The sequence below is a fragment of the Chamaesiphon minutus PCC 6605 genome (genome assembly GCF_000317145.1).
Classification (GTDB): domain Bacteria; phylum Cyanobacteriota; class Cyanobacteriia; order Cyanobacteriales; family Chamaesiphonaceae; genus Chamaesiphon; species Chamaesiphon minutus.
On sequence record NC_020053.1, the window covers coordinates 356,437 to 369,873 of the forward strand.

At 45.5% G+C, this 13,437-nt stretch carries 9 protein-coding genes and 1 CRISPR repeat array; of the genes, 4 read left to right on the forward strand and 5 right to left on the reverse strand.

Annotation, left to right across the window (positions count from 1 at the left end; translation table 11 throughout):
• Positions 1 to 79 precede the first annotated feature (79 nt).
• The 3 genes from CHA6605_RS30585 to CHA6605_RS30595 all read right to left on the reverse strand — a co-directional run bounded on the left by CHA6605_RS30585 (position 80) and on the right by CHA6605_RS30595 (position 5,811).
• Positions 80 to 484, reverse strand: coding sequence for a hypothetical protein (locus CHA6605_RS30585; protein WP_015329040.1), 405 nt, complete (start codon positions 482 to 484; stop codon positions 80 to 82).
• 388 nt (positions 485 to 872) lie between these two features.
• Positions 873 to 1,498: a CRISPR direct-repeat array (repeat unit 38 nt; unit sequence TATTACAACCCTCACCAGCCCCGAAAGGCTGATGTCAC).
• 156 nt (positions 1,499 to 1,654) lie between these two features.
• Entirely contained in the window at positions 1,655 to 3,805 is a 2,151-nt protein-coding gene (locus CHA6605_RS30590; protein WP_015329041.1) for a CRISPR-associated endonuclease Cas3'', read from the reverse strand.
• Positions 3,806 to 4,059: 254 nt separating this feature from the next.
• A complete protein-coding gene (locus CHA6605_RS30595) occupies positions 4,060 to 5,811 on the reverse strand; it encodes a hypothetical protein (RefSeq protein ID WP_157260295.1) in 1,752 nt (583 codons plus the stop codon).
• 609 nt (positions 5,812 to 6,420) lie between these two features.
• On the opposite strand from CHA6605_RS30595, the gene cas5 reads away from it, so the two are divergent.
• The 3 genes from cas5 to CHA6605_RS30610 are packed head-to-tail and all read left to right on the forward strand — an operon-like array spanning position 6,421 to position 9,668.
• Entirely contained in the window at positions 6,421 to 7,083 is a 663-nt protein-coding gene (gene cas5 / locus CHA6605_RS30600; protein WP_015329043.1) for a CRISPR-associated protein Cas5, read from the forward strand.
• The gene (locus CHA6605_RS30605; RefSeq protein ID WP_015329044.1) at positions 7,073 to 8,755 is read left to right on the forward strand and encodes a type I-C CRISPR-associated protein Cas8c/Csd1; all 1,683 of its coding nucleotides are present in this window, start codon (positions 7,073 to 7,075) and stop codon (positions 8,753 to 8,755) included. Before cas5 ends, CHA6605_RS30605 begins: the two co-directional genes overlap by 11 nt.
• Before the next feature lie 52 nt (positions 8,756 to 8,807).
• Positions 8,808 to 9,668: a type I CRISPR-associated protein Cas7 gene (locus CHA6605_RS30610; RefSeq protein ID WP_015329045.1), complete on the forward strand. Its 861-nt coding sequence runs from the start codon at positions 8,808 to 8,810 to the stop codon at positions 9,666 to 9,668.
• A gap of 259 nt (positions 9,669 to 9,927) precedes the next feature.
• Here the strand turns inward: CHA6605_RS30610 and CHA6605_RS30615 are convergent, their stop codons facing one another.
• Together CHA6605_RS30615 and CHA6605_RS30620 are read right to left on the reverse strand one after the other, a co-directional pair.
• A complete protein-coding gene (locus tag CHA6605_RS30615; protein ID WP_015329046.1) occupies positions 9,928 to 10,464 on the reverse strand; it encodes a hypothetical protein in 537 nt (178 codons plus the stop codon).
• Between the two features lie 78 nt (positions 10,465 to 10,542).
• Positions 10,543 to 12,837: a hypothetical protein gene (locus tag CHA6605_RS30620; RefSeq protein ID WP_015329047.1), complete on the reverse strand. Its 2,295-nt coding sequence runs from the start codon at positions 12,835 to 12,837 to the stop codon at positions 10,543 to 10,545.
• A 400-nt stretch (positions 12,838 to 13,237) separates the two neighbouring features.
• Between CHA6605_RS30620 and CHA6605_RS34825 the strand changes: the two genes are divergently transcribed.
• Positions 13,238 to 13,393: a hypothetical protein gene (locus CHA6605_RS34825; protein ID WP_157260296.1), complete on the forward strand. Its 156-nt coding sequence runs from the start codon at positions 13,238 to 13,240 to the stop codon at positions 13,391 to 13,393.
• Positions 13,394 to 13,437: the final 44 nt, after the last annotated feature.

Consider the following 13,437-nt stretch of genomic DNA (forward strand, 5'->3'; position numbering starts at 1 on the left):
TAATAGAAAAAGCAGAAGATGTATGAATTTTATCTTCTACTTTTTCTATCAATTACTATTGAAACAGGGCAAAATTCATTTACATCCCGTACATTTCTAATTCTCGCCAATTAGTGCTTGGTCTAGGCTCGTCACTATCATTATCCCAAGCCCGTAAGTCTTTTTGTATGTCGTGATAGTCATGGGCATCTTGTTTTTTCTCTTTTATCCATCGGCCTTTCTGCTGTTCTTCTGTTTCAGACTCGTACTCAGACTCCATTTTTAGGATTTCGGTTATTTCTTGAGCAGCTCTTTTCTCACGATTCGTAAGTATTTTCAGAGGCTCCTTATAGCCATTTTCAACATGGTTTTTCAAAAACTTTGCTCGATCTGTTGGAATAAGCATTCCATTTGCATAGTAGCTTAAGAGATCGTCTGGTTCTAACGGACAACCAAAGTCAAGTTCAAAAATCCTCTGATCGTTAACGTTAATCATAGTTACCATGCTTATTCATCTACTCCAATTTTAACAACTGGTTCTACAAAATATCAGTGCAATTTGGCCTAACTACTGCCTATCGGTGACATTAATGGCAGTGCTAGAGATTTAAACATCACTAATCTTTTGGGACTGGTGATGTTTGTAATAAAAATGCGCTTAACTCTCGATCGTTACTCCACTTACTTACAGCACTAATCAGCCTTTCGGAGCCGATGTCATCGGTATTGCCCCGCAGAGTAAAGATCAGTTTGCCGTTCTCATAGCTCTCACTAGCCCCAAAGAAAAGCTGATGTCACCCATTAGTCTGTGGGACAACGTTGTCCCACAGAACTACCATCCTCAGCAGCCCAAAAAAAAGCTGCACAATTCGCCACACCTTAGTGGATCGACTTCTTACAACCCTCACCAGCCCCGAAAGGCTGATGTCACCGTGTAGATGTTGAGGACGATTGGCTTACCATGCTCCTTACAACCCTCACCAGCCCTGAAAGGCTGATGTCATATTATCAATATGGTTTTGCGATGACACCCGATCGACTCTTACAACCCTCACCAGCCCCGAAGGACTGGTGTCACCGATCGCGTTGTTTCTGCCGGATCGTACACTAATCGATGGTCTTACAACCCTCACCAGCCCCGAAGGACTGGTGTCACAGCAGGTGGCTTAGATTCTTTCTTTGATTCGGGCAATTACAACCCTCACCAGCCCCGAAAGGCTGATGTCACTCTGGCAGTTGTGCCGAAGATCGCCTCGCCGAAATCATTACAACCCTCACCAGCCCCGAAAGGCTGATGTCACGTTCGAGCCTCCCGACCTAAAACGGATAGCGCAGGATATTACAACCCTCACCAGCCCCGAAAGGCTGATGTCACGAGTAGATAATAAAATCGGTGTCGTTAGGTAGGTTATTACAACCCTCACCAGCCCCGAAAGGCTGATGTCACTCCTGGGAACCGAGCAAGGTCGCCACGCCTAACGTATTACAACCCTCACCAGCCCCGAAAGGCTGATGTCACACCAGCCATCCACAACGCTTATACAGCAAGTATTACACCCATGCCGATCGCGAACCTGTAGTTTGGCTGATAAATTCATCCCTTCAGAATAACACCTAAATGCTCATAATCTTTACTGTGTATGCGATCGCGAACCTCCCAGGAATTTGACCATCACTAGGGGTTCGCGTTGATGACTACGCCCATATCATATGTACCCACCCATTCCCCTAGACCTTTAATCTGGCTGTCAGAAACACATTGAGTATCTTTAGCTTTTTGATACTTGCCCTTATACAAACCGACACAGTGCCGCTGTAGGACTCGATAATTAGCCTTGCTCATTGCCTCATCATACTCAGCAAGAATACTAGAGGAGGCACCCCATCTAAGAGGATTGACTAGTACGGGAGTTGTTGGAGAGATCATTTGCCATTTTTGGCTGACTGTATCCCATTCCAACTTTTTAAGACCTTCTAAGTAATTATAAACATTAGGATTTTGCTGTGATGAAATCGCATCTTGTAACAGCAGTTTACTGTAGAGCGTCAAGACATCTGGTGACTGTAGATCTGTGCCCATTGCCATAGCCTGTAAGGTGCGAGTAGTGCGGCGATCGCTACCAGGCGGGACTGGGTAATCTTTCGCAGTCTTAAATATGGTCACAGGACTTTCACTATCCTTCTTGTTCCGGTTGATTCGTCCAGCAAATTGCACGATCGATTCTAATCCTGATAGTTCGCGATAGCCTTGAGTACAATCGAGATCGACACCCGTTTCGATCGCGCTAGTCGCACAAATAATTACAGGATTGCCACCCTCTTTTGCTTCATCAACCGCTGCCTTAATCTCTGCCAAGACCACACCACGATGAGCAGGAGACATACTAGCAGTATATTTATAGACTCGATAATTTGGCAGAGACTGCATAGCAGTATAAACATCATCACAAGCAGCCACAGTATTTGTCACAATCAGGGTGCTACTTTTTTGAGATTGGACGATTTCAGCGGCGACAGTTTCCCATGTTAGGGGTTCCTCAGCCCATCGATATTCGACCCGTTTAGTTCCAGCAAAATATTCATCAACTTTAGCCTGCGGAAGTGCTTCGATCGGATTAATACCCAAAGGTGCGTAATCTGGCATAGTTGCCGTAGACAGGATAATCGTTACTCCGTGGTCTTGAACTAGCTGGTCGAGTACTCTAATGCAAGTAATGAGTAGCTCATTCGGTAATCCTTGCACTTCATCCAAGACAATCACAGCATTTTGCAAACTGGGCATCCGTTGCGCTGTCCGCGCTCTAGATCCCAGCAATACATCAAAAAGTTGCACCATCGTCGTCGCGATAACTGGAGTTTCCCACCACTGTCGAGAGTTACGAAGTTGCTCAGGATATTTAGTATCGGGATCGACTAACGTACTCCAGTGTCCGAGAACATTATCCGCGCCTAATACATCTTGGTACTGACTGTAAGACTGCCCCAAAATTGCCGTCCAAGGCACACAATAAATGACCTTTTGTTTATCCCATTCTGCGGCATGGTCGAGAGCCATTTGCATCACGCTCCAAGTTTTGGATATACCACATGGCCCACGCACTGATAACCATCCTGGTTCGAGCTTTGCAGCTTTCCGACATTCAACATAAAAATCACCACGCAATATATCTAATGGGTTCTTTGGCTGGCTAAATTTCCCCTCATACCAAGTAGCCAATTTATCTGCCAGTATCGTCATTGACGAGTAAGCCGCAGGTTTCCATCCATCGCTCATGGCTGCATCCTGTCGATCGGCAGCAATTAGCGCACCATACAAAAATCGTAGGCGTTGAGCGGTACGATAGTCTTGGTTGGGCATCCAATTATCTAGATCGCTATAGTTAACAGCAGCAATTGTCTTTTTTACTTCAACTAAATACTTATCATCAATTTTCCATTGACAACGATCCATATCTGGGAGCGGACGAGCAGAATCCTTTCCTGCTAACCAATCCATGCTAGGTTTCAGATCTCCCAGCCCACCGTGGTGAGCAGCAATCAGTAATGCTAATGCCCTCACCTTAAAATGAGATCGATCGGGAAATAGCTCTATTAAATAGAGCGCACCTTCCACCGCATGATGAGGAAGCCTGTCCCGATTTTCCCCGTTGGCAATTGCATTTATCCCTTCTACCCATTCAGGGCGATACTTACCATAATCGTGTAGCAGTCCGATTAACCTTGCCCAATCCGATTGGGAAGAGCATAATCGACTAGTATGATGACCAACTCCGAGTAAGTGTGGCAACAGTGGTTGATTCGGACGAGCTAGAGGAGTGAAAGTCATATTGCGATCGATTTATTCGTAAAAATTAGCCACTACCAATACAACTCAGTGACACCAAGCTTTCATGGTCAGGGTGGATGGTTGGGGAAACCCAGGATTCAGATAAAATAGGCGTTGAAACAGAATACGTGCGAAATCTTGCAAGCTCGCTTCCAAAACCGCATTCTTCGGTCTAATTTTTAAGCTAGAGCTGCTCGAATATCAGATTTTAGAATTGGCTCAGATTTGAGGTCGTAGCCCCATCTTGCAGCTTTTTACGTTAGTGCTGTCAGAATACTGCGCTCGAAGTAGAAATCCATAGATCCCGTCGTGATATGTCGGGTCTTAAAGAGCGAACTTTGAAACGAGTCATTCGTTGATACTCCCTGAAGAATCGTGAGGAGGTGCCCAAGGCTCAAGAACCAGTAATTCATAAAGGATGCTTTTGCTGCGGGTTTAAGGCTGGCCATTTCCTCATATTGCCGAAGAAGTTCCTCTCCTTTCTTCCGAACTTTATTTACCCGAACAGCGTTCTTTCGATCGGTTGCACTAAGTCTAGAAGTCATTACTGTCCTAAGAATCTGCTCAATTACATTTCGGTCTTGCAATGCTCCAAATTCAACCGGACTTAGTGCCACGCGTTCGATAGCTCGTCCATTTAGTTTGATGCAATGATTAGAGGAGCCGTCGTGCAAGTCGAGCCTTCCATGCTCGACGAGTAGCAGCTCATGTCTACCGATCTGACATTGTGCGGCTAACAGACTTTCACAAAGGTCGTAAAACAAGTCAACATCGCTTCCGCTGCGTGCCTTTCGCGTGAGGGACTTCTTCTTCATCTCGATAAAAATAATATGAGTTGCCGTCTCTATGACAGCATCACACTCGCCATCTCTACCGTTGACGGAATACTTTCCCGACACGACACGCACGCCATGTGCTGTTAGCTCTGATTTGACTAATCTCTCAAAGGCAAGCCCAATGTTATTATCGGTTTCTGGTACCTTATCTCGGACTGCGCTTACGACTGCCTCATAGAATGCTGGAGCGCACCACGACCGATCAATCAAAATGTAGCTGCTGTTGGGAGTTTGTTCGATAAGGGGCTTAAACCAGAAATCGACCTTCGTTTGTTCGTAAGGAAGTTGGTAGTCGCGGTTTGCCGTGCCAATGGGGTGCGAAAACACACTTAGGATAGCCGCGATAGAAGATTGCTCTATGTCGGGCAACCGAGAGGCCAGCTCGTTGAAAGTAAGTCGAAACGGGCCACGCACGTCGCACGACATTTCCACGATCGCCCGCAACACTTGCGCTGCCTGACTGACTGTCCATCCAAAATGTTGAAGCGATACATCGTCTTCAAGCCAGTCAAAGAGATTTCGCAATTCCTTCTCCATGCTACTCGGACGCGCCTGGGCAAGGTTAAACATAGCATCGTAAATCGATAATTCCTGAAGGAACCCAGTAAGCTTGGCTCCTGAATGAAATAACGTTTCAAACGTGTTGTACGGCTCCAGATCGAATGCAGCAGCGTAGGCAGTAGCAAGTTTGATAGCCTTTTTTAATGCCACTTTAACTTGCGCTTTGCTCGAAACTTGTGTCGCAGTGACGTTCTTCACGCATAGGTTGAGAAGATAAGATATCGGACAGCTTGGTTCGCGATCGCTTCCAGTAGTGCTGGTATAACGTACTGTATGATATCGCTCCTGATTGGGATCGTATCTTTTCGTCAGCCGACGAAATAAAAAGTCAGCCGTTTTAAGTCCGCCAGCAGTTTTGATATGTGCCTCGATGTCCTCAGAAATTCGTTTTTGTTCTACAAGATCGATTTCCGCTTGGCCTGCCTTAATTGCTACAGTGTAACCCAGGCTTCTAAGTTTCTTGATGGCTTTGGCTACCTGGTATTGGCGTTGATTGAGATGCCGCATCTTATTCTCAGGACGACGAAAAGTTTCGGGTCTGAGGATGTCATAATTAGCAGCAGCGACTAGCGCGCTGCGCCAAGAATCCTCGTCGCTCAGAGAGGGCACAAGCCAACCGCCAGCACGCGTGGCATCCATTATTACTTCGATTGAAGCAAGATGCTGGAGAACTTTCTCTCCATCGGCGAAGTACCTTAAAAGAAGTTGGTTCTTCAGCGTCCGAAGTTGCAGATTTTCATTGCTGTTTGTGGGGGGGCTTAAAACGCTAGCAATTTGAGCATAGAGGTGTTCCCCTACGTGGTGCTGAGACAAAAAGCCGTCATGAGGCAATGCCAAAATGGCATACATTTCTTCTAAGCTTTTGTTTCCTTCACTCAAAGTTGGAGTGGTTGTGTCAACTAGTCTACGAAAGACCACCTCTACGGAATCTGTCTGCGTGCTGGAGTCAGCATCTGCACGATCGTTTATCTCATTCATTCTTTCACGATGGTAAAAATCTAAATATGGGTTTCCCCGTAGTAAGAGCCGATAGCTGCAATCCTTCTCTACAATTAGAGATGACACCAGCTTTGAAAAGCTGATGAGGGTTGTAATTATCTGATCTTGGCGAGAACTAAAGAACATCATTCATCAACTGAGTGGTGTTTTTTGTTGCTATCTGTAGAATATATCGCTAATATTAGATAGAAGTCAAATATTCGGCAAAGGATAATTCGCTTGAAAGTAATCATTAGTGCTCCCCTTGGGCACTTTCAAAGACCTGGCAATCCAGGCGAACCGAGTACATACCCGATTATTACCCCCACCGCAGTGGAAGGAATCATTAATGCGGTGTATTGGCACCCAGGTCAATCAGTTCAAGTTAGATCGATTTCGATATTAAATCCGATCGCATACACGACTGAAACTGTCACCCAACTCAATCACCAAACGGGCGATCCCTGGTTACGAACTTACGAGCTACTAGTAGAACCCAAATATTTAGTTGATTTTTGGCTGGAGTGCGATCCTGGTATTGACTGCGATAAACGCATCGGGCAACTAGTTAGAAGGCTCTTGAGCGGACAACACTATTACCAACCTAGCATGGGCATCAGCGATTACCCTGCCACGGTGGAGCTACTAGCAAAGGACGCTGTTAGTCCAACACCGATCGATATCAAAGAAATGGGGCTTGGTCGAATGCCTCACTACTGGACGTGGGAACCCACCTCTAAACCTGTCAAGAAGTCATTTGCGCGTCGAACGACAGCAATGTTGGCCGATCGACCAATGGAACGAGTCACAGGCGAAGCAGTGATGTTTGAAGCCAAAATAATTAATGGAGTAGTCGCAGTTCCGACATATCCGCGACGCGGACAGGGTGGCTATGCAAATTAATTCAGTCGTCTCCCCTACTGGGATCGATCGTCCCTATGGCTATACGCCGATGGATGTGAGCATTGAAATTTTGCTGGGATCTAATGGACAAATTGGCCCTGCCAATCTAATGCCACTTGAGACAGATAACAAAACTCGCAAACGTTTTTGGTTGCCAGATCTGCCCCGCACTTCGGGGATTGCGCCAATTGTGGGATCGGACAAATTAGATTATTACCATCCGACCCGCAAGCCCCAAGCTTTTGCTGCAATGGTTGAATTTCTAAAACAACGTTGTACAGAAGTTCCAGAACTGCAATTGATAATTGATTGGATGCAATCCGATCGTCCACTAGAATTAGAGCGACAAATTTCTGAAAAACCAAAAGCAGATATTACCGCGATCGAAAGTGGACGAATTGTCTGGCGACTAGAAGATGGAACTTACATCCACGATCTACCCTCCATTCGATCGGCTCATGCGGCTCAAACTTTGGAACGGGCGATCGGTACTGGTGATAGAGATCTGCTAGGAGCTTTACCCCGAATCCACTCTAAGAAACTAGCTGCTCCGCTGCTGGGATGCAATGACGATATGTTTCGTTCTTGGGGACAGCATGAAAAATTGCCTCTCAATATCTCAGCAGAAGCAGCCGTAATTGCTACCCAGAAATATACAGAATTACTAGAAGCAAAAGGTCACAACATCTGGTTAGGAAACGGACGTTATTGGGTCTGGGGGGCATTGCCAGAGATGGCGGAACTCAGTGAGGCTGGCAAAGCTATGGCAGTTTATTTTGACTCCGATGAAGCCAAAAACCTAGATCCAGTTCAAGCACTAGAAGACATCATCAGGGAAGTCAAAACTGGGGCTAAAGGCATCGGTAAGATACCAGAAGATCTAAAGATCGCTTGTGGCTATATCGGGATTGGCGGCAGTGGGAAAGGGCGGACTGCGATCGGGCAGGTGACAGAATTATCTGCTTTACAACTTCTAAATAATCTGCTCCTTTACCATCAGCAACAACGTCGCTATCTGACAATTTCCAAGCCTTATTGGGTATTTGGTGCATTAACTGTAGCTGAAGGTAGCAGTAAACAAGCAGTTGCCAAAGCTAACGAGCAGATTTTTGAAGCCATGATTAACGGGCAGTTACCACCCCAGGCAATTACTACCAGCGTTATTCATCGGCTCAAAATTGAGGGGGTTCCCAACCCCAACGCAAAAAAATCAAACCGAGAATGGGCACAAATTGCTTATTTAGCTTGGCTTTCCCCTAATTTTATAGAAGGCGATCGAATGATGAAACCAGAAACAACACCAGATAATTTATTGGCTTGGCACGTTGGACGAGTCTTTGCTGCTTGCAAAGCCATGTCTTATCATTACGCTGCCCGTAGTGCGGCACCAGGAGAAGGGTGGAAAGATCCCCTTGATTCTTATCGTCAAACTCTCTTCAGTTCTCCAGCACAAGGTTTTGCCCAAATCATCGCCAAAGTTAGTCCCTACTTAGCAGCAAGACCTGATAAAGCAGTTTGGTACGACAAAACTCTGGCTGAACTTGGAGAAGATTGCCCTAATGCTTTTCCACCTAGACGTTGGACTGACAAACAAGCATTTTTCTTAGCTTTGGGAATCAGCCAATTTCAGGAAGCAAGGCGTACTGCTAATGCAGGCAAAACATCCGAATAATCGCCAACCACAGCCCAAAATTCCATCATCTTTATCTCAATAATTATTAACTATGTCTAACACAACGACAATCGTTACAAATCCTGATGTACGCCATGACTACGTGATGATTATGGAAGGACGCATCTGTAATCCAAATGGCGACCCCAATGCCGGGAATGCACCGCGCCAGCTTCCCAATAGCCATATCTATGCAACTCCAACGAGCATGAGTAACCGCATTAACCAAACAGCAGAACTATTGTATGGTGTCAAAAATTTGTATCACAGTGGCAACAATCTGGATGATATCCAGCAGAAATATATCAAGGATAAAAAGACTCCAGCCGATCTCATGGGCGATTTTTGGGATAGGCGCGGTAATGGTGGTTTATTTGCTAGTTTTGGTAAAGATAAAAAAGAAGTAATTGATACTGGCTTTCGTGGAATTTATCGACTTTACCCCTCTGTTTCAATCAATATACCTTCTCTAATCGAGCAAGCTGTTACCAGTGCCACAACTAATTCTAAGGGGAATCGCACGATGGGTAATGCTTCTTATATCGATTGGATAATTACTAAGGGAACAGGAACATTTAATGCTTGTATTAACAAGCAACGTAACAATATTATCGATGCTGAATATATGGGGCAATGGCTGATTTCACTGTGGCATCATGCAATGCAAACTGCCAGTTTACAACGGGGTGAATGGGATTTGGCTGAATGTGTAATTGCTACTCATAGTACTCCTTATGGCAATGCTCAATTGAGTAAGATCTCTAATTTAGTTAGTGTTAATGTTGATGAGCAAACACAGACTCATAGCATCGATTTAGGCACTGCCCCCGAAGGTGTAACCTTAACTCGACTGAGTGAGGCAATCGCAGGACTACAAACTCAATATCCACCAAGTGTTAATAACTTAACTTGAATCTTGTAGCCAAACTGTAGTAAATATATTTACATCAGTCCTTCGGGGCTGATGTGGGTTTTACAGCTAACTCTAGACAATGAGAAACAGCAATATAACTAACTGGGTTTAATTAGTACAGTTAAAAAATTTTACAACCATAACATCACTCATGACTACCACCTCTATTCATCAACTTCGAGCTTAGCAACAAACTTCACAGAACATCAGTGCGATCTGGCGTAATTAAGACTAAGATCGTGGATGAAGCTTCACAATTTTATTTACTTTTTCCAGACTTTGCAAGAGATTGTTGCCAGCGGGCAAACTCCCGCTCGTCCGCACGTTCGGCACGTTCGATTTGACGTTGCGCCCGATCGAATGATTTAATTTTTTGGTTACAAATAGCTCCAAACTTCCGTTTGTCATGCTTCATCGCTTCGACATAATGATTTTTGGCACCTTGCAGATCGTCGTGGATCTGCTCGACTACCGTGGCTTTAACATAGTGAGCATCAGCGCATGATGGATTGAGCTTCAAGCAAGTTTCTAAATCTTCCTCAAAATCAAACTCAAACGGTTCGTCAAATTCACCGCACTCTGCATCAAATCCTCTCGACCAACAATCTAGGTACAGGATCGCTCGATGTAAATACAGTAAATGGGCTGTTGGGTAATCTTCGATTTCAAAGCCAATGTGAAGCATTTGGTCTTCTCGTGTATGCTCGTTAAGGCGACGATCTATGGCATCCAAATGCTCGGCCAGAATTGGATCTCTGCTTGATGAAGCACGTTGAATCTCTTGAAGAATATTCATAATAGGTTTAGCCAAGTACCTACACCTATTCTACCCTGCGATCGCTCGCTCGCTGCAAGGTGGCGAATTTCCAGTAGCTCAATTTGCTAGTCGCAGATCCTCAATTCCGTACAGGATCGTGCGACCGATTTCCGCGTGATGGACGACAAACGGTTTTGTAACGGATTGAAATACGTGCTGAACGACCCCAATCAGCCCTGTTAAGGTACGAACGACGGCTCCTTTGGTCAACATCGGTTCTTTGTTCTCGATCGCCCGATCGGGGCTTACGGGAGTGGGAGGAGCCATTAAAGCCTCCACCGCAGCTCGCTCTTCAACTCCCAATACTCGCCACAGATCGATTTTCTGGCATCGAGTAAGATCCGCTACCACAGCCTGAATCGGCTCGCGAGTCCGGGCAGCAACTAGTTTGTTTGCTAGTTCGATCGTCAATTCGATGGCTTCACACTGGGGATGATCCAAAAATTCCCGCAGCAGCTCGTCATCGATCGCCAAGATGTTCGCCCTCAGATCTTGGGCGATCTCAACTACAGAACGGTGAGCTTTTGTAGCCGAAACGGTTTCGAGCGGCTCGATGTGCGATCCACTATAAGTACTCACAAATTCTAGCTCTGACTCTGACTCTGATTCTAACTTCGGTTCGTTGGCAGAGATTCTCCTTTGGAGAATTGACTCTAATGGAGATTCTGAGTTTAGGAAATCCGAGCTAGAAGTAGATAAATTCTCGTGGTATGAGTGTGAAGAAGTTTGTAAGTCTGGAGAAATTGCGACTTCAGGAACTGGGAAAAAACCTAAATCCAGGAGGGGCGTGAGTTCGGTTATAAAAGCTTCATATATAGAGGGGGTGCGATCGGATTCTGGCTGGGCTTGGATTTGAGCGATTTGGTTTTCTTCGAGACGTTCGCATTCGATCGACTCAATTTGTTGATGGCTAATGGGTTCGGGTCGATCTAGAGGGGGTGCGATCGCAAAGCTTGCCGGGGCAGTCGGATTCGGATCTGCACCTGCTAAGTAGTCTAAATCGATCTCCGATTTGTCACATACTAGGAGGGTTTCATTGACGACTGCTTGGATTTCTGAGATCGGATCTGGCTGGTATCGTGTGGGATGCCAAACAGCGCGGTGTTTGTTGAGAGTATGCGTACTAACACTGATGCCAAATAACTCTTTAGCCTTGGTTTTAATCGCATCGATGCGCCCAGACACTTGGGCGGGTAGTTCCAAGATGGCAGCAACAGCAGCTTTAATCCGCTCTAAAGCAGCTTGAGCTACAGTTTGGTTGTGTAGGTTGATTTGCGATTTGTGGGGGTTGAGACGGGCGACGAGTTGATGGGGGGTAATTCCACATCGAGGCGGAAATCCACAGTATTTGACATAATACTGGTTGTCGATGGTACCGTTCACCCAGTCCCAAATTTTGCGCTCGATCTCGTGTTGATGGCGACAGTATTCCTGGTAGCCCCTGGTTGCGATAATTTTTTGATGGACCCAGTTAAATAATTCTTGTTTGTCTTCTAACCCCTCAAATACGATGCCATAGCAGATGAATAAGGGTAATAACTCGTTGGTTTGATGGTAATCCGTCCAACCGATGTCGAAGGAAAGTTCGAGGTTCTCTTTCCATTCTTGGGCAACTTCAGAGTATTTACTAGAGTGGTGTTGGTATTTAGCAATTTGTTTCTTGAATAGATTGTAAGCCCATTCAAATTTGCTCTCGATCCATTGAATATCGTTGGCAGCAGCCGATCGATCGGCTTCAGCGAGGAACATGCCTAGTTTGCCCTCATCGGTGAGGTTGGCAGCACAAATGAGTTCATCTCCCCATTGGTCTAATAGACAAGCACCACTGTCGGGTTGAAGGGGAAGCCGATGGGCTTTATAGTAGGAGGGTTTACTTTTATCGCTGCTGTATGCTTTGGTGTTAGGAAAGATTTCGATCTGTCCGTTTTTAATCGGGAATTTAGCGTTAATTAGCGTAACGCGAATCAACGCAGCGATGCGGAAGGTTGAAACGGGACGTGGAAAGAAGTAATAGAGGTGGATGCCGCCACTGTGGGAACTCCGGATCGGCACTGGGCATACTAATTCGATCTGCTCTAAGGTCGATAACAGTCGGGCGTATGCCTGGGGATCGTTTTGCGGATGGTAGGGACTATCGATATCGATATCCAACATGGCATAGCGGGTTTTATCGCCAAAGCTAACTCCCAGGAGGCTGAGGTTATCTGAGTAGAGTTTGAGAAATTCACCTTTATTGAGTGGATATTTACGATTTGTGCGCCAGTTCGGTTCGGGAATATTATCGGCGGTGATGAAATTAAAGCCGATGTGAAAAAGTTTAGTCAGTTGGAGTAGATGGGGTGGAAAGATCATGTTTTCTAGTTAAGGTAAATAACTAGGGCTAACAAGATACTATTTTGCCGAGGCGGTCGAAGTTCTACTTTATCTATGTGGTAAGATGGGGCTGGCTGTATAAGAAAGATCTTCAGATTTCCAGCCGCTGTCGAGCGTCGTCTGAAAGCGAGCGCACCCCACAACGCAGTTCGTGTCTACAAATATTCCGCGAACCCCTTATCGATTGAGTCTAGATCGGTGAAATTAATCCCACTGAGGTCGGTGGCAGATCGATCGCACGAATTTTGACTCGATCCCAAATTGTCTGGAGGTAGTTACTCATAACTCGGCACAGTCGGCAACTAGTAATCCAGCACTATCAGAGATAATCCGATTTGGTGGTTTCCTCAAGCCTCAAAAAAATTAATAATTGGCAAAAGTGGCATACAGCAGATGTTTAACGCTCGGTGGGTTAGTAATTTTTGGCAAAACCTACTCAAATGTCGAACCGCATGATAAAGTAGAAATGAAACCCGTCGCCAAACAGATTTCATTTCAAGGCAAATTTAGTAGTCTTGGACTCAGGAAAGCTTAGAATCTCGATTCTGAGCTTTTTTGATCGCCCTATGTGGATGGACG

Bases quoted from the DNA above. Each gene is read 5' to 3' on its own strand.
- CHA6605_RS30585 (WP_015329040.1), bottom strand. From the start codon at position 484: ATGGTAACTATGATTAACGTTAACGATCAGAGGATTTTTGAACTTGAC.
- CHA6605_RS30590 (WP_015329041.1), bottom strand. From the start codon at position 3,805: ATGACTTTCACTCCTCTAGCTCGTCCGAATCAACCACTGTTGCCACAC.
- CHA6605_RS30605 (WP_015329044.1), top strand. From the start codon at position 7,073: ATGCAAATTAATTCAGTCGTCTCCCCTACTGGGATCGATCGTCCCTAT.
- CHA6605_RS30610 (WP_015329045.1), top strand. From the start codon at position 8,808: ATGTCTAACACAACGACAATCGTTACAAATCCTGATGTACGCCATGAC.
- CHA6605_RS30615 (WP_015329046.1), bottom strand. From the start codon at position 10,464: ATGAATATTCTTCAAGAGATTCAACGTGCTTCATCAAGCAGAGATCCA.
- CHA6605_RS30620 (WP_015329047.1), bottom strand. From the start codon at position 12,837: ATGATCTTTCCACCCCATCTACTCCAACTGACTAAACTTTTTCACATC.